Source organism: Hydrocarboniphaga daqingensis, assembly GCF_900129825.1.
GTDB lineage: Bacteria > Pseudomonadota > Gammaproteobacteria > Nevskiales > Nevskiaceae > Hydrocarboniphaga > Hydrocarboniphaga daqingensis.
Map to the genome: position 1 here is coordinate 1 of NZ_FQWZ01000008.1, position 16850 is coordinate 16850.

The window sequence follows — 16850 nt, forward strand, 5'->3', positions numbered from 1 at the left end:
CCAGGCGGCGGCTGCGGCGGGCCTTTCGCGGGGCCTCGTCGCCGGTGTCGGCGTCTTGAGTGACGACCGCCGACATTTCAGCGGGCCACGTGCTTGCGGTTGCAGACGGCGGACACCAGGCGCGAGCAGACCGACTCGAGCGTGTCGACCAGCTCGGTGGTGCGGCTCTGCAGCCAGGCGTGGATCAGCAGCGAGGGGATGGCGACCATCAAGCCGAAGGCGGTGCAGTTCATCGCCTCGGAAATGCCGGCCGACAGCAGGTCGGCCTTTTCGGCCGGGTCCGCATTGCCCAGCGCGGCGAAGGCGCCGATCAGGCCGAGCACGGTGCCGAGCAGACCCAGCAGCGTGGACATGTTGGAGAACGTGGCCAGGTAGTGCGTGCGGCGCTCAATGGCGGGCAGCACTTCCATCAAGCCTTCTTCAGTGGCGATCTCGACTTCGGAGCGACGATTGTCGATGCGGGCCTGGGCGAAGCCGGTTTGGATCAGCTTGCCGATGGCGGTATCGGAGCCGGCGGCGAGGGCTTCGGCCTGGGCCAGGTCACCGGACTTGAGCAACGGCGCCACGCGCGCCCACAGCGAACGATTCTCGGACTCGGTCTTGCGCAGGAAGATCATGCGCTCGACCGCAACGGCCACCGCCATCGCCAGCACCAGCGCGATCGGATACATAAACGCGCCGCCACCTTGAAAGAACCGGATGACGTGATTGAAAAACTCCATGGCGACGCTAGCCTCTGTGGTGGTGGGTCAATCGCGGCGCAGGCCGGCACGGCGATACGCTGCAATCGCCTCGTCGGTGATCACGCGTTGGCGGAATGCTTCGGTGTCCAAGGGCTCCAGGCTTTCCTGGCGATGCGTGGGGCGCGCATTCAGCGTGGCCGGTTGGTCGGCTTGCCACGGCATCAGCACCAAACCGACCGGCGCTTCCTGCTCACCGATGATCTGTGTGCCGGCATGGGCAGTTGCGGGTGCGGGAGCGTCGGCGGCATGCAGTGGCGCTGCGCCGAGCGCACTGGCAGCGACGATGATCACAACGGAACCGCTGCGGATCATCGACATCATGGCGTTGTGCCGGCGGCCGCGACGGCTGCAGCAGCGGTGCGCTGCGTGCTCGACGCTTCGAGTTCCTTGATCCACACCGCGACCATCAGATTGCGGTCGCCGCTGAGCCGCTGATACTCGCGGTACTCGCGCAGCGCATCCTGCGGTCGATGCAGCGATACGTCGTACAAGATGCCCAGATTCAAATGCGCGGCCGCGTAGTCGCTGCGGGCGGCAATCGCGCGTCGATAGGCGTCTTCGGCGCCCGTGTGATTGCGTGCTTCGCGGTAAAGCGAGCCAAGCCAGGTCCAAGCCACGGCATTGGCAGGGTTGGCCGCTACTGCCTTGGCAAAGCTGGCCAATGCCGTGTCGCGCTTGCGGCCTTGCGCATACAGGATGCCGAGCGCCGTCAACGGACCCGAGAATTCAGGATAGTCGTTGGCCAGCGACTGGAATGCGGCTTGAGCTTCCGCGACCTGCTGCTGCTTCATCAATTGCAATGCGGCGTCGAAGCGCGCGTTGGCGTCGCGCGTGTCGCGTGCAACGGCGGCTTTGGCGGCCGGGATGCTGCGGACCACGGCCGGCGGAGCGCTCGCGCGAGCGGCCGTGCTACCGGGCGGCTTGTGCGCGGCGGGGCCACTGCAAGCGACGATCAGCAAGATCAGCGACCACAGCGCCAATGGAGTGCGCAGGCGCACGAAACTAGAGCAGAGAGTCATACAGAGCATCACGTTGGTCGTTCTTGCCATAGCGGCCGGGCGCCAGTTCCATCAGCGCGCTGGCGCTGCGCCGAATCCAGTCGTTCCAGACGCCTTGGCGCATCCGGCCCAGATTGGCTTCATGCGCCTGGATTGCTTTGACTTCGAAAGGATCAGCCTGTTCTTCGAGCAGCAGCTCGTACTCGGCCAAGGCCTCGCCGCTGAGTGTTCTCGGACGCGTGGATTCCAGAATCGCGCGGCCGAAATCGCGATAGACGCTGCCGAGTTCAAACGTGGCGGCGGTCGTTACATCGGCAAACCCGTAGCGGGCCGCCTCGTCGAGACGTGCGATCGCCGCTTCGGTTGCCTGCTTGCGCTGCATCAGCGTCTTGTCCAGCGGCAGCGCCAGTGCGATCTGTCTGGCGCTCTTTGCTTGCTTGCGGCCCAGGTCGAGGCTCGCTTGCGCCGCCAGTAGACGGGACCGATCACTGCTCGCATTGCCGGCCTGGCGATCACGACTGACGATCTGCTCAAGCCAGCTTTGCTGGCGCTGCGGATCGTGCGTGATGTTGCCGGCGATATCCGCCAGTCGACGCCGCGCTTGTTGCGCTTGATCAAGCGGCGCGCTTGCATCGGCCAGAAACCGTTCGTACGCCTGCTGGCTCATGATCGGCTGGTTCGCGCCGTCGTAGAGTAGTGCTGCTGACCATGCGGCGTCGCGACGCTGAGCCGGCGTCCCGGTGTCGCGCTGCGCGAGCCGCATGTAGGCATCGGCTGCGAGCTTGGGCTTGCCATCCTGCTGATAGGCGTCCGCGAGTCGACGGTCGACATCGCCGATCAAGCGGTGTTGCGGATCGCGTTGACGGAAGCCTTCGAGTACATCGGCTGCCGATGCCCATTGCTTCAGCGCCGCATAGCATGCAGCTGCGTCGTAGTCGGCATTGGCGCGGATCGCGGTCTGCGGCGCCACCTTGCCGACCCGAACGAAGTGAGCCGCAGCGGCCGCGTCGTTGCCGGCATCGCGCGCTTGCTCGGCCTGGCGGTAGATCGCCGCGGCCAGTTGGTCGCGAGCGAGCATCGCCTCCGACGTGTCGTCCGGGCCGGAACTCAGCAGCGCGGTGTAATCGCGCTCGGCTTGCGCATAGTCGCCCTGAGCGAAATGCGCATCGGCGACCACGGCCAGATCGTAGCGGCGCAGTTCGGGGCTCAGACCTTTTCCGTCGTCGAGCGCGCGTTGTGCAACGGCCGCTGCTTGTGGGTAGTTCTTCAAGGCCATCAAGTCCTGCGCTGCTTGCGTCAGCACCGGCCCCGATTGCGGATGATCGCGATAACGGTCGGCCAGCTTGAGACTGGCGGCAATCGAGCGCTGGCGCGCTGCGTTGAGCGCGGCGGGTGCCGACTCGCGTTCAAGCCGCTGGTAGGCCTGCACGGCAGCGAACGCCGCTTCTGCGGATCGTGCATGAGGTCGCTGCTGATAGGCGGCGTTCTCATACTGCTGCGCCGCTGCGGCGATGCGCCCGCTGTCATACAGGCAATCGGCTTGCAGCAGCGATCGCTCGCCGGCTTTCGGGTCATCGGGGAACCATTCAAGCGCCAGCCGGTATCGATCGGCCGCTGCCAAAAAGGCAGCGCTGCGCGTCGGATCGTCTGGTGGTAGCTGCTGGGCAACCGCCTGGTAATGCTGCGCGATCTCGTCGATCTGCGACTGTACCTGTGCGAGCACGTCGGCACGCGGCGGCCCTCGCCAGTAGTCGCTGTCCGGCGCGTAACGGCGGACGTACTGCTCCTTGGCTTGCAGCATCAGCTCACTGAAGCCGCCCTGCTGGTAGCTGGCAATGATGCGGCTTTGAAACTCCGGTGCTTGCGGGCTACGCGGATGACGTTGCAGGTAGGCGATATAGACGCCGGCAGCATCGGTGTAACGCTGGTGCTCGACCAAGTGACGCGCCAGGCCGTCGTAGATCAGCCGTGCGTAGCGTGGCTCTCCGTTGCGGCCATAGTGATCGTTGACGGCTGGGCCACCGCCCAAGGCTGCAAAACTGCGGTACGTGAGTCGCAGCGCATCGCCGACCACATCGCGGCGGCGTGCAGTGACGTGCTCCAACGCTTGGCGGGCGTCGTCGAGTTCACCCGGCGGCAATTCGCGGTCGAGAATGCCGGCGAACACCGGCAGTGCCTGCGGATACTGCGCTTGCTGGTACAGCGACCAACCGAGCTTGAACTCGGCCGTCTCGAAGAAGGGTGTCTTGCTTCCCAGCGCCAACACGCCGCGATAGGCGCGTTCGGCTTCGGCATAGCGCCCGCGCGAATACAGCAGTTCGGCGGCGCGGAATCCGCCGTCGCCGGTCAACGCCGATTGAGGAAAGCGCTCCATCAGTTGTTGCAGGCGGCTGATCGATGCATCGCCATCGCCGAGCACTTGGTACGCATGTGCGAGCTGATACAGCGTGCGATCGTTGCCGGGGTCCTGCGGCGTTTCCTTCAGCAGTTGCTCGTACAACGCGACCGCGCGGCGGACGTCGCGCGCGTCGTAAGGCCCGGCTTCGACGCGCTGCAGTCGTAGATACGCCGCGCGTCGCATCGCTTCGGCTCGTCGGACGGTATCGACGGCCGGCAAGGCGACGATCCGCTCGTAGTGCTCGATGGCCTGGTTCAGGTCCGGCGCGACCGGATCGGACGGCTCGACCCGCAGGATGCTCGGCGTCTTGACGATCGCCCAGCCGTTCTTTTGCAGGCCGTTGTCTTCGGCCACGGAACCGACTGTCGCGGGCTCTTCTGCGCCGTATGCAAAGCCCGGCGCCAGCATGATCGCCGACCACAGCATCGGCGCACCGATGACGATGCGCTTCATGGCGTGGCGCCGGCTGCGATGGTGGTCGGCTTGTCGTGCAGGCGCGCCATCGCGAAATGCGCTTCCACCAGGTAGCGCTCGGTTTGTTCGAGCAGCAGCGCAAGCTGGGCTTGGGCCAGTGCGTTCAACGCGGCGCGCTGCGGTTGCTCCAGCGAGGCGATGCGCTGCTGCAGCGCGGCGCTGTCGCTGTGGTTGCGCAGTGTGTGGCGCAGTTGGTGCAAGCGGTGGCAGTTGTCCAACTGCTGACGGAAATCGGCGTCTTCCAGCAGACGCTCGACGTAGAAATGGGCTGGCGCTGCCGGCGGTGCGGTCAGCCACCAGCGCGGCTCCGGCAGCGCTGCATACCACGCGTCCCAGCCATCGCCGGTGTCGCGCTCGCGCTCGACCAGCCAACGCAGCATGGCGCCGCTGGCGACATGCTGCTGCGCGCTCTGCAGATGGCCGCGCAGGCTTTCGAGCTGGTCGATCGCGTACTGTGTGCGTTGCTGGGCCTGGCGATGCGCGCCGAGGCGCTCCAGCGCATAAGGGACGGCGAGCATGCTTTCCTGCACGGCGGCTTGCGTCGGGTCGCGCCCGATCAGTTCGGTCCATGGCACGAGTGCGCGCCGCAGTGCATCGGTATTTTTGGTGTCGGCGTCGGCTTGGGTATCGGCATTGCCGATTTGAGCCCAGCCCAAGCCCAGCAGCGCGGTTTCGGAGTACGGGCCGGGGCTGCGCACGCGACGAAACGCAGCATCGGCCTGCGACGGCTGGCCGCTGGCGAGCAGCTGGTAACCGAGCGCAGCATTGGCCTTGTCGCGAACCGCCAGCGCTTCCGGCGACCCGCTGGCCGTATCGGCGGCCAGTTGGCCGATGCTGGCGATATCGCCGCTGGTGATGGCGCTCTGATAGCGCTGCAGCGTCGCCGACGCCGCCTCGACGTGGCCGGGTCGGCCCGACTGCAGCTGCTGCAGGGCTTGATCGAGCCGCAGCCGATACGGCTCGGGCATCGATGTGCCTTCGCGGCTTTGTCTTGCATACAGCGGCAGCGCGACCGACAGCGGCTCGCCGACGCCGAGCAGCAGATCGTAGGCACCCAGTTCGGGGTCGTCGCTGCTGCCGGCTTGCGGTGTCCAGCGCCGCACGACGATTTGGGGCTCGCGTGACCAGCCTTGCGGACTCAGTGCAATCTCGACGGCCTGCGTTCCGGCGGCCTGTTCGAACGACTGCGTGATCCGCGACCGCCGTCGCGGCGTCCCGGGACGATCCTGTGCGTAGCGGCCGACATACTCGGCGTACAGCTGATGAGGCCCCTGCGTGAGTTCGACGACCGCAACACGGTGCAGGGCCTGCCCGAGCATTGCCTGGCTTTCAGCGTCGCCGTAGCGGTAACGGATCGGCGCTTGGCGGTCGACCTGCAGCGTGATCTGCAGCAACTGCAGACCGGGCTGACGATTGTCGATATAGAAACGCGTCGCAGCCTCGGAGGTTGCGGTCGCATCCGGCGAGGCTGCTGCCGCGAGTACATCGGCGACCAATGACGGCGGCAGTTGCAACGGGGCAACCGCCGCTTCCGCTGAGCCGATCGCCGCTGTCAGCAGCACGGTGAGTCCGGCGAATCGTCGAATCAGATTGAGCAGCGTCTGCATATAACGTTGCCGCGGTGGCCCCCAGGCTTGAACGGGCTGTAGGCCCGAACACGGCGCTCAGCGGCGCCAGATGAAAGTGGGAGGACCACCGTTAGTCCCGGGTCGCCATGCCAGCGGCAGCAAGTGCCGAGCGACGGTGACGGGTCGGGCGACGCAACCATCGTGCCGACGCAAGGGCTGCAATCAAGCGCTGTCTAGCACGGCCATCAGCCGTTGTCGGCGGCATCGTTAATGGCATATAGATTGCTTTTTATTGTGACAGCCGCGTCATCGCGGCAACGCCATTTCAGTGGCGTGGGACCAACGGCGGTCCCGCCTGACAAAGACGTCCACCTGTACTTCGAGCGGTTTCGGAGTCGGTGGATTTTTTTTGTCTCGCGGAAACGCCGGCCTTGACGCTCGACAGGACCAACACAAATGCCGATGGCATCGAAAACTAGAGAAGGGAACCTCGCATGAATGCATTTCGCCTTGCCCTGATACCGACGATGATTGCCGCAACGTTCGGTACGGCCCGCGCTGCCGTCGAGGACACGCGCTTCTATGTCGCGCCCATGTTCTCGTATGCGCTGGAGGACGATGATCGCCACGCCGACGACGGAATGGGCGGCACGCTGGCCATCGGCGCGATGCTGACTGAGACCATCTCGCTCGAGTTGCGCGGTTATTACCTCAACTATGGCGAAACCGATACCGTCGCCTGCGGCGCGTTCAATGCGAACACCTGCAAGCTCAGCGACTCGAAGAAGAACAACTATTTCGGCGGTGCGGGCGTCAATTTCTACCTTGCGCCCAGCGGTAGTGGCCCGTATCTGCATGCAGACGTCACGGCCGGCACCAACACCGCGTTCAACGCGGGCCTGGGCTGGGACCTTGCATTCAGCCCCGGCGGCTGGGGTCTGCGCGCCGAAGCGCTGTATCACGTGCAGAAAAGCGAAGATGCCGGCAACGGCACGCATGACTTCAACGAGCCGCTGTTCAACATCGGCTTGAGAATTCCGTTCGGGTCGGCGCCGCCGGCGCCGCCACCGCCGCCGGAGCCGGTTCAGATCGTCCCGCCGCCACTGCCGCCGCCGCCGCAGTGCAGCGACGGCATCGACAACGACGGCGACGGACAGATCGACTATCCGTCCGACAAGGGTTGCACCGACGCCAACGACAACGACGAATACAACCCGATCTGCAAGGCGCCCGAAGCCGGTCAGCCGATGACGCTCGAAGGTTGCGCTGCCGGTGACACCATCGTGTTGCAGGGTGTGACGTTCGAGTTCGACAAGGCGCGCCTGACGCCCAATGCCAAGGTGATTCTCGACGGCGTGGCCTCCGCGCTGGAAGGGCGTCCCGATATCAAGATCGAAATCGGCGGCCACACCGATGCCAAGGGCTCCGATGCGTACAACTTGAAGCTGTCGGATCGTCGCGCTGCGTCGGTCGTGCAGTATCTGGTCGGGAAGGGCATTTCACCGGCGCGGATGACGTCGCGTGGTTACGGTGAAGCGATTCCGGTTGCTGACAATGCCACCGACGAGGGTCGCGAGTTGAACCGTCGTGTTGAATTGAAGGTGACCGAATCCAGTGGCAGCGTGATGGTGGCGCCGACCGTTCGGACCGCTGAAAACGCAGCGCCGCTGCCGGCAGAAAGCGTTGTGGCGCCGGTCGCCACAGCCGAACCGGATGCAGCGGTCGCCGCTGGCAGCACCGTGACGATCAAGGATTTTGCGTACTCGCCGGAGACCTTGACCGTCGCCGTCGGCACCACGGTGACGTGGATCAACGACGACGGCTCCAATCACTTCGTCGCATTCCCGGACGAGAAGAGCGGTCGTCTGAAGATGGGGGCGCTCTACACGCGCACCTTCGACAGCCCGGGTGTCTATGAGTACGTCTGCACGCTGCATCCGACGATGAAGGGCAAGATCGTCGTCCAATGACGAGCAGGCCGCGCTAGCGGGTCATGGTCGACCCGCTGCTGCATCCGACCCAGCCCTAGCAACGCAAGTTGCCAGGGCTTTTTGTTGCCCGCCGATGTCGCTCATCGGTAGCCTGAGCCGGTGACACGGATGAAAAAGCCGGCTTGCGCCGGCCTGATTTTCTGAGGCTGCGTTGCGGACTGCGATCAGCTTGGGCTGTAGCCGGCACCGTCGAAGAAGCGGTCGGCGCCGAGCTCGATCGTGTGATCAGGGCTCAGCGTGTGGATGCCGGTATGCTGACCTTCGCTCTTCAGATCGACGGCGGGACAGGGCATGCCGAACTGGGCTGCGGCAGCCCGGTACAAGTCCGGCCGATAGCTCGCGCGCGCGAGCGCATCACCATCGATACCGGGCGGTAGTTGGTTCCAGCGACGCATCTGACCGACGAACCAAAGCGCATGAGAAACCCATGGAAACGTCGCTGCACCAGCATGAAACACCAAGCCTGCGTTTTCGGGCTTGCCTGGTGCGCCTACCGCTAGACTTTCGTGCACGGTCTCCGGCGTGGCTTCGACATAGTGGCCTTCAACGATCAAGCGTGCGGCTTCACTGCGATTGGCGGGCTGATCGAGCCACTGCGCGGCACGAATCAGCGCGGCGATCAGTGCCAGATGCGTTTGAGGATGCGCCTCGGCCCATGCGCGGGTGACGCCGAGCACTTTTTCCGGGCTGTTGTTCCAGATTTGATATTTGTTCAGCACCACGCGGCCAATGCCGGCGGCTTGCGCGACCGCGCCCCAAGGAGCGCCGACGCAGAAGCCGTCGATACTGCCGTCGCGTAGCGCCCGGACCATCTGCGGTGGCGGGATCACGACCAATTGCAGATCGCGGTCGGGGTCGATATCGCAGCCTGCAAGCCAATAGCGCAGCTCGTAGTGGTGGGGCGAAAACGGGAACACATGGGCAAATACCCGAGGCGGCGCACCCGCGGCGCGATCGGCTTCGAGTACCCGCTTGAGTCGCTCGCCGACGGATATCGGTGTCAGTTCGTCGAGTTGCAAGCGCCAGTACAGTGACTGCGAAACCGCGATCGCGTTGCCGTTCAGATTCAACGACAGCGCGGTCATCATCGGCACGCCCACGCCGTCGATACCTGCGGTGGCGGCAATCGGCATCGGCGCCAGCATGTGGGCCGCGTCGAGCAGGCCCGCCGCGACTTTGTCCCGGATGCTGGCCCACGACGCTTCGACCGACAGCGTAACGTTCAGCCCCTGTTCTTCGAAGAACCCCTTTTCCTTGGCGACGATCAACGGTGCCGCGTCGATCAGCGGAACCAGGCCCAGTTTGATGTCGTTCTTTTCGAGTGCCATGACGGTCTAGAGAAGTTCAGCCGCTGCTATCAGCGTGCGCGCTGCATCGCCGAGTTTCAGGTTGCGATCCATCGCCATCCGTCGGAGTAGTTCGTAAGCGCCGTTTTCATCCAGATTCCGGCGTTTCATCAGCAGACCCTTCGCCTTTTCGATATCGCGGCGATCCGCCAGTTTGCTGCGGGTTTCTTCGAGTTCGTTGCGCAGCGCCTGGAATTCTTCGAAACGGGCGATGGCCACGTCGATGATCGGCTTGAGCCGCGCGGGGTTCATGCCGTCGACCACGTACGACGAGACGCCGGCTTGCAGTGCCTTGCGTATCGTCTCCGGTTCGCTGTGACTGGCGAACAGCACGATTGGCCTGGGGCGATCGCGTGTGACTTGGCCTAATGATTCGAGCGTGTCGCGTCCGGGTACGTCGACATCGACCAGGATCACATCGGGTTGATGCCGCTTGACCGCAGCCGCCAAGTCCGATGTCGACGTGCTGAATCCCACGACTTCGTGGCCGAGCAGGCGTAACGGCGCTTCGGTGGCCGCACGCCGTTCCGGCTCGTCGTCGACGAGCATTACGCGCATGACGTTGAAGTCCTGGGTTGATGCACCGGTGCGATCCCTCGCTTTGTGACCTAGCATTGCAAACGAATGTGCTTGCAATGGTGTTTGTCATAAAGCCGCAGGATTCATGCCACGAGGGATCAACGCGCGAGTTGCCAGATCGCGTTCGACAGCCTCGCCAAAACGCGATGCGAGCCTAAGTGTTGCTGCGCGCCGCCATCCGATCGACAGCGACGGCAACACCGCGCAGCCAAGCGGTGTGCAGCACGCCAGCGACGAAGTTGCCGACCAGTGGCCAGCGTGAGTCGAACTCGATCTGGTAATCGAGTTGCGTGCCGCCGGGCACTTCACTGAATTCCATCTGACCGACGTGGTTTTTGAAGGGCCCGCCGCTGGTCACGCGATACTCGATCCGCTGCGGCGGGTCGAAGGCGGTGATCGTCTCCTGGAAACGGATCGTGCCGATGCGCATCTCACGTACCGATCCGATGCCACCCGGTTCTTCGGTTTCGCCGCGGCGCAATACCTTGCAGCGTGCCGGCCACCACAGGCGTCCAAAGTTGTCGTGGTCAGCGAAGTGACGGAACACCACGACGCGAGGAGCGGCGAAGAACTGTTGAAGCTTGATGTTTTGCTGTGCCATCCGCCGAAAGGTCCGTATTGCTGCCCAATATCAGAAAGAGGATAACGGCTCGCCAGTACTGACTTCCTGGTGACGTGGATCGCGCGATTTGCGCGACAGACTCAGCGTATGGATCTGCGGCGTTCCCGCCGCGCGGTCGGCGAAGAAATACTTGAGGCTGTGCCACACCGTCGGGAATGCGATTTCGTCCCAGGGTATCTCGGCCTCGGTCATCAGCCGCGTCTCGCTGCTTTCGGGCGTCGGTCCATGGTGAGGGGAGCGCATGCGGCCGCGGTGCACCATGTAGACCTGCGATACGTATGGCACGTCGATGACGGCGAGCAGCGAGTGGACGTCGACGTCGGCCTGGGACTCTTCCATCGCTTCACGGGCGGCGCCTTGCGCTGTCGTTTCGTCGAGCTCCATGAAGCCGGCCGGGAACGTCCACAGTCCGCGTCGCGGCTCGATGTTGCGCCGGCACATCAGGATGCGTCCGTCTTCCCATTCGGGCACCACGCCGACGATGACGCGCGGGTTGAAGTACTGGATGTGCGAGCAGGCGGGACAGATCGCCCGCGGCAGATGGTCGCCGTCGGGAACGCGATGTTCGACTGCGTGACCGCAGTTGTTGCAGAAATTGGCCGTCATGGTCGATCGTTGCCGTCGTAATGGAGCGGTCCGTGGCGTGGACGCCGCCGTAGCGTGAGCCGCCATTGTGCATCACGTCGCCGTCTGAACGGGGGTGTCGCCCCGGAGCGCATACCGGGCCGTGCAACTGCGTATGCTGCGGCCGGAGCATGGCAGACAGTAGAATCGGCCGCGCAGCCGCCTAGATAGGCGGAGCGTCCATACAAGGGAGGAGTGCATGTCGAAGACGATCATCTCGCTGGGCTTGGCCATGATGTTGGCCGTACCCGCCACCGCTTGGGCCCAGGAGGAGGTCGCACCGTCTGAAGCCGATAGCAGCGCCGACGCCTCGGCCGCTGAAGGCAGCACCAGCGATGCCATGGCGGAAGGGGCGGACGAGGCCTCGGCAGCAACCGACGCCGACACCAGCAGCGACGCGAGCGCCGATGCCGGCAGCGAGATGAGCGCGGAGGCTAGCGCCGATTCCAGCGCCGACGCGGGTGGCGAGGACACCTCGGGCTCCGATACCGCGAGCAGCGACGGCAGCTCGTACTCCGACACCTCAGATGAAAGCGGATCGAGCGATGACGGCGACAGTGGCGACGGGCTGCGCTTCTACGTCGGCGCCGAGCGCGCCGAAACCACGCTCGACCTCTCGGGCGAGACCCTTCAGAACCGTTACGGCCGGGACCAGCTTGACGGTGGCTCGTACCTGGGTCGTGTCGGCGTGCGCATCGCCGAGGGCATCAGCATCGAGGGCATCGGAAGCTTTGCGCCTGACGACGACAAGGGCGGCCGCGACGCCAAGTTCACGCAGATTTATGGCGCCTATCTGGTGACGACCGGCACCGTGATGGAAACGGTCGAGGTCAGTGGTCGGGTCGGGTACGCCTTGGTTCGCGCGGAGAACGCCACGGCCGACGAAAAGTTCGACAACGTCAGCTACGGCGTCGAGATGGCGCTGCCGCTCAGGGTGTTCTCCGATTCGCTGCCCAATGTGCGTCTGGTCGGCGGCGGCACGGTGTACTCGCAAGAGCGGCAGGCCCGGATCTACGGCTGGCACTACGGCCTGCGCTACGACTTCGGTTTTTGACCGCAAGCCGTTGCTGGCGACCCGGTGGGCGGCTATGATCGCCGCCCACTTGCCTGAGTGGCGGAATCGGTAGACGCAGCGGACTCAAAATCCGCCGAGGTAGCCCCTCGTGAGAGTTCGAGTCTCTCCTTAGGCACCAAGCTGCACCCGCAGCCCTGCAGACACTCTGCATCAGGGCCGCAGCATCCAACCCCGCATCGCGGGGTTTTTTGTTTTCGCGCATCGCACTGTGATGGCGGCGTTAGAATCGCCGGCCTTTGTTGGTGAGAGTCCGATGCGCCGTTCCGACTTCAGTTACGACCTGCCCCCCGAGTTGATCGCGCAAACGCCTGCGGGCCAGCGCAGCGGCAGCCGCTTGCTCGACGTCGGGTTGGATGGCGACGCGCCTCTGGCCGACCTCCGCATGACCGACCTGCCGGACCTGCTCGACCCGCGCGATCTGTTGATCTTCAACGACACGCGGGTGATCCCGGCGCGCTTGTTCGGCCGCAAGCCGACCGGCGGGCGCGTGCAGATGCTGGTCGAACGCGTGCTCGGTGAGCACGAGATGCTGGCCCAGATCGGCGCGTCGAAGACGCCCAAGCCGGGCGGCACGATCCTGATTGATCTGCCCGACGGCCGGATCGCCGAGCTGGTGATGATCGGCCGTGACGACGATTTGTTTCATCTGCGCCTGAGCAGCGGTGGCACCGTGATGCAACTGCTCGACACGGCGGGCCGCTTGCCGCTGCCGCCGTACATCACGCACAGCCCCGGCAGCGAAGACGCCGAGCGTTATCAAACGCTGTTCGCCGCCAAGCCAGGCGCGGTGGCCGCGCCGACCGCGGGTCTGCACTTCGACGATGCCTTGCTGCAGCGTTTGCGCGAGCGCGGGTTGCGCATCGAAACGCTGACGCTTCATGTCGGCGCCGGCACGTTCCAGCCGATGCGAGTCGATGATCTGAGCGAGCACCGGATGCATGCCGAGCGGTATGAGATTCCGCCCGCGCTGGCCGATGCCATCGCGCAGACCCGCGCCAACGGCGGTCGCGTGGTCGCCGTCGGCACCACGGTGGCGCGCGCGCTCGAATCCGCTGCCACGGCGCCGGGCATCGTTGCCGTGGGCGAGGGCGAGACGCGGTTGTTCATCACGCCCGGCTATCGTTTCCGCATCGTCGACCGGCTGGTGACCAACTTCCATCTTCCGGAAAGCACCTTGCTGATGCTGGTCAGCGCGTTCGCCGGCTACGAGCGCATCTTCGATGCGTATCGCCATGCGGTTGCGCAGCGTTACCGCTTCTTCAGCTATGGCGATGCGATGTTGCTCACCCGCGCCGAGCCGGCGCATCCGACGGAGTAGGATATGAGTATTTACGACTACCAAGCGGTCGACATCAGCGGCCAGCCTCGGTCGCTGGCGGACTATCGCGGCAAACTGCTGCTGATCGTCAACGTCGCCAGCAAGTGCGGGCTCACGCCGCAGTACGAGGGGCTGGAGGCGCTGTACCAGCGCCATCGTCAGCAGGGCTTGGAGATTCTGGGCTTCCCTTGCGATCAGTTCGGGCATCAGGAGCCCGGCACGGAAGCCGAGATTGCCGAGTTCTGCTCGGTCAACTACGGCGTCAGCTTTCCGCTGTTTGGCAAGATCGAGGTCAACGGCGAGCAGGCGCATCCGTTGTATCGCTACTTGCGTCAGCAACAGCCTGGCCGCTTCGACGACAGCGTGCCCAACGCCGAGCGCCTGCTGGCGCATCTGCGCAAGACCTATCCTGAGCTGCTGGGGACTGATGCGGTGAAGTGGAACTTCACCAAGTTTCTCGTCAGCCGTGACGGTGTGGTGCAGGCCCGCTTCGAGCCCGTGGTGACGCCGGCTGAACTGGAAAGCGAGATCGCGGCGCGTCTGTAGCGCAGCGCCAACCATCGGTGACGCTGCCGCGGGCCTGACGGCCGGCGGCAGCGTCGATACTGGTGTCAATCGATGTCGAAATCGTCGCCGACGCGCTTGCGCAGTTCACGCATTTCTTTGTAGCGCTCGACATCTCGCCAGTCGCGCGCACGCGTCGCCGGCATAACCTCGACCGGTTCGACGGTCACTTCGTCGTCGAGCACCTCGGCATCTTCGACGAACTCGTCAAAACTTTTTGCAGGTTCCGCCTGGGGTTTCGGTTTCGGCTTTCGGGCCATCTCGGTCTCTCAAAAACAGTCGCCATTGGAATGCGCTCAGCGAGCGCGCGGCGCCTATTTAGCAGGGTTTTTTGCGAGCGGGAAGAGTCTGCCGATCCGCCCGTCGGAACGACCGTCCTGACGCGCTGCGGCAAGCGTCCAGCGCGCGCGCCGTCGCAGGGCCGCCATCAGCGCCAGCCCGAGCGAGACCATCACGTTCCAGCTGCCGCCGCCCCCGCCGCCGCCATCATTGCCGGTGTCGGTCGTGACGCGACCTTCAGGGCCGCAGACGTTGGAGCCGTACACGCTGATCCGGTAGGGCAGCGCTTGCTGCAGTTGTGCGAAGTTGACGGCGACGATGTGGTAGGTGCCGATCTGCGGATTGCTGAAGCAGACGCGTTCGATTCCGCTGGCGGTCTCACCGCCGATCAAGGTGTCCGGATCTTCGCAGTTGGCGGCGGTGCCGCTGGTGCAGAAAAAACCCTGGGCTTCGTCGTCTTCGGGATCGATGCCGACGGTGATCTCGTACTGCGGTGGCACATCGCGCTTCACCAGCAAGTCGACGTCGTCGGTTGAATCCGTTTCGACGACCAGAAAGCGCGGACCGCTGCGCGCGACATCGACATGCCAAGCCTGGAATTCGTCGTATAGGTTGCTGGACGGCGAGGCGAAGCCGGCTTGGATGTCGGCGCCCAGCGGGATCGCGGCGATCTCGTCCTGATAGTCGCGTGTGGTGCTGTAGCCCCCATCCGCCGTCAGGGTGAAGCGGAACTGCACGTAGCGATGGCCGCTCAAGCCTGGCGGTACGGTGACCGGCAGATCGACGGTCGTCCGGCCGCCGCGATCCAGGGTCGCCACCAGCGCTGGCGTCGCGCCGCCGCCGACCTCCACGCCGTTGTCGGCGCTGCCGCTGATGCGCACGTTGCGGGCCGGCTGCCAGAGGTTGCGGATGGTCAGGCGCAGCGTCGTGGTTTCGCCGGGGTCGAGCACGCCGTTGCCCGCGGCGTCGACGACGACCGATTCGATCACCAGCGACGGTCGCGGCGCGAGGTCCAGCGCCGCATCGGCATCGACGCGGCCGCCGACGGTCAGGCGCTTGGCGTTGCTGCCGTTGACGCCGCTTTCGATCAGCCGTGCCTTGACCTCGTCGACGGTCGCCTGCGGATACTGGCTGCGGATCAGCGCCGCGATGCCGGCTACGTAAGGCGCCGAAAACGACGTACCCGAAATGCCATTGAGCGTGTAGTCGTTACCGACGAAGGTCGTGACGATCTGTAGTCCCGGCGCGGCGACGTCGGCGCTCAGCGGACCGTACTGGCTGAAGCTGGTGATCTGGCCCTGACGGCTGATCAAGGCCACCGATACGATGTTGTCGGCGTCGTAGTGCGCCGGGTAGTTCAGTTGGCCGCGGTCGATATTGGAATCGTCGTTGCCGGCCGATGCCACATACAGAATGTCGCGGGCACCCAGGTCGCGGATCGCTTCCAGCTCGGTCCGCGAAAAACCGGGCCCGCCGAAGCTGGCGTTGACGATCGATGCACCATTGTCGCGCGCGTATTCCAGCGCTGCGACGTGCGTGACGACGTCGTAGTCGAAGCGCAGCGGCATGATCCCGACGTTCCAGGCGGCCCCGGCGACACCGATGTTGTTGTCGCCGACCGCGCCGATGCAGCCGGCGACGGCCGTCCCGTGAAAGTCGTCGGCACTGGATGGATTCGGGTCGTTGTCATCGTCAGCCGCGTCGTAGCCAGCGACGATGTTCGCGGCCAGGTCGTCATGCGTGGTCTCGACGCCGTCGTCGACGACGGCGACGACCACTGAGCGCTGGCCGGTCCGGTCGGGGCGTCCGTCCTCGTCGGCGTCCCATGCCTGGGTCATGTTCAGATCGGCGCCCGGCACGCCGGCTTGTCCGCCCGTGACGAAATTCGCCTGCCCGGTGTTGCGCAAGCCCCATTGCCGGTCGAACAGCGGGTCATTGGGCACGTAGGCCGATTTGCGCCGCAGGAAGTTGGGCTCCGCGTACGCCACGCGCGGGTCGCGCTGCAGCAGTTCGATGGCCTGGGCGACCGTGGTCATCGACGGCAGGCGCAGCAGTTCGATGCGGCCCTGGTGCAAGCGTCGCTGCACGCCGACGCCCAATTCGCTGCGCAGCGCGGGGCCGGCGACATCGTCGCGGTAGCGCACCAACACTTCGCCTTCCCGGTAGTCGGCGCGCGGCTGTCGCGCCGTGGCGGGCGTGACCACGACGGCGGTCAGCAGTCCGAGCAAGGCTATCGCGGTCGGGTTGTTCATGGCGGGCATCGAGGGGTAG

The 16850-nt window shown here is 65.0% G+C and carries 15 protein-coding genes and 1 tRNA gene; 5 read left to right on the forward strand and 11 right to left on the reverse strand.

Annotation, left to right across the window (positions count from 1 at the left end; all coding sequences use genetic code 11):
• Positions 1-77: 77 nt before the first annotated feature.
• From BUB09_RS15025 to BUB09_RS15045, 5 genes are read right to left on the reverse strand one after another with little or no spacing between them, the layout of a single operon-like run.
• A complete protein-coding gene (locus BUB09_RS15025; RefSeq protein WP_072898955.1) occupies positions 78-722 on the reverse strand; it encodes a MotA/TolQ/ExbB proton channel family protein in 645 nt (214 codons plus the stop codon).
• 27 nt (positions 723-749) lie between these two features.
• Positions 750-1064, reverse strand: coding sequence for a hypothetical protein (locus BUB09_RS15030; protein WP_072898957.1), 315 nt, complete (start codon positions 1062-1064; stop codon positions 750-752).
• Positions 1061-1762 (reverse strand): tetratricopeptide repeat protein, encoded by a 702-nt coding sequence (locus BUB09_RS15035; protein ID WP_072898959.1) that lies wholly within the window; start codon positions 1760-1762, stop codon positions 1061-1063. Before BUB09_RS15035 ends, BUB09_RS15030 begins: the two co-directional genes overlap by 4 nt.
• Complete coding sequence (locus BUB09_RS15040; protein ID WP_072898961.1) at positions 1746-4592, reverse strand: tetratricopeptide repeat protein; 2847 nt, start codon at positions 4590-4592, stop codon at positions 1746-1748. Before BUB09_RS15040 ends, BUB09_RS15035 begins: the two co-directional genes overlap by 17 nt.
• Complete coding sequence (locus BUB09_RS15045; protein ID WP_072898963.1) at positions 4589-6220, reverse strand: hypothetical protein; 1632 nt, start codon at positions 6218-6220, stop codon at positions 4589-4591. The genes BUB09_RS15040 and BUB09_RS15045 overlap by 4 nt, the downstream gene beginning before the upstream one ends.
• Before the next feature lie 455 nt (positions 6221-6675).
• Here BUB09_RS15045 and BUB09_RS15050 point away from each other — a divergent pair, with 455 nt between their 5' ends.
• Positions 6676-8151, forward strand: coding sequence for an OmpA family protein (locus BUB09_RS15050; RefSeq protein ID WP_072898965.1), 1476 nt, complete (start codon positions 6676-6678; stop codon positions 8149-8151).
• A 185-nt stretch (positions 8152-8336) separates the two neighbouring features.
• Here the strand turns inward: BUB09_RS15050 and BUB09_RS15055 are convergent, their stop codons facing one another.
• The 4 genes from BUB09_RS15055 to BUB09_RS15070 form a co-directional block, all read right to left on the reverse strand.
• A complete protein-coding gene (locus tag BUB09_RS15055) occupies positions 8337-9500 on the reverse strand; it encodes a CmpA/NrtA family ABC transporter substrate-binding protein (RefSeq protein ID WP_072898967.1) in 1164 nt (387 codons plus the stop codon).
• 6 nt (positions 9501-9506) lie between these two features.
• On the reverse strand, positions 9507-10076 hold the full coding sequence (locus BUB09_RS15060) for an ANTAR domain-containing response regulator (protein ID WP_072898969.1): 570 nt from the start codon (positions 10074-10076) through the stop codon (positions 9507-9509).
• Positions 10077-10251: 175 nt separating this feature from the next.
• Positions 10252-10698 carry an SRPBCC family protein gene (locus tag BUB09_RS15065; RefSeq protein WP_072898971.1) on the reverse strand — a complete coding sequence of 149 codons (447 nt, stop codon included), beginning with the start codon at positions 10696-10698 and terminating at the stop codon, positions 10252-10254.
• A gap of 30 nt (positions 10699-10728) precedes the next feature.
• Positions 10729-11325 (reverse strand): NUDIX hydrolase, encoded by a 597-nt coding sequence (locus BUB09_RS15070; RefSeq protein ID WP_072898973.1) that lies wholly within the window; start codon positions 11323-11325, stop codon positions 10729-10731.
• 217 nt (positions 11326-11542) lie between these two features.
• On the opposite strand from BUB09_RS15070, the gene BUB09_RS15075 reads away from it, so the two are divergent.
• The 4 genes from BUB09_RS15075 (at position 11543) to BUB09_RS15090 (ending at position 14282) form a co-directional block, all read left to right on the forward strand.
• On the forward strand, positions 11543-12397 hold the full coding sequence (locus tag BUB09_RS15075; protein ID WP_072898975.1) for a hypothetical protein: 855 nt from the start codon (positions 11543-11545) through the stop codon (positions 12395-12397).
• Between the two features lie 51 nt (positions 12398-12448).
• Positions 12449-12536, forward strand: a tRNA-Leu gene (locus BUB09_RS15080).
• Between the two features lie 135 nt (positions 12537-12671).
• Positions 12672-13736 carry a tRNA preQ1(34) S-adenosylmethionine ribosyltransferase-isomerase QueA gene (gene queA / locus BUB09_RS15085; RefSeq protein ID WP_072898977.1) on the forward strand — a complete coding sequence of 355 codons (1065 nt, stop codon included), beginning with the start codon at positions 12672-12674 and terminating at the stop codon, positions 13734-13736.
• Between the two features lie 3 nt (positions 13737-13739).
• Positions 13740-14282 (forward strand): glutathione peroxidase, encoded by a 543-nt coding sequence (locus tag BUB09_RS15090; protein WP_072898990.1) that lies wholly within the window; start codon positions 13740-13742, stop codon positions 14280-14282.
• Between the two features lie 65 nt (positions 14283-14347).
• Here the strand turns inward: BUB09_RS15090 and BUB09_RS15095 are convergent, their stop codons facing one another.
• Together BUB09_RS15095 and BUB09_RS15100 are read right to left on the reverse strand one after the other, a co-directional pair.
• A complete protein-coding gene (locus BUB09_RS15095) occupies positions 14348-14560 on the reverse strand; it encodes a hypothetical protein (RefSeq protein ID WP_072898992.1) in 213 nt (70 codons plus the stop codon).
• 54 nt (positions 14561-14614) lie between these two features.
• On the reverse strand, positions 14615-16831 hold the full coding sequence (locus BUB09_RS15100; RefSeq protein WP_175550222.1) for a S8 family serine peptidase: 2217 nt from the start codon (positions 16829-16831) through the stop codon (positions 14615-14617).
• Positions 16832-16850 lie beyond the last annotated feature (19 nt).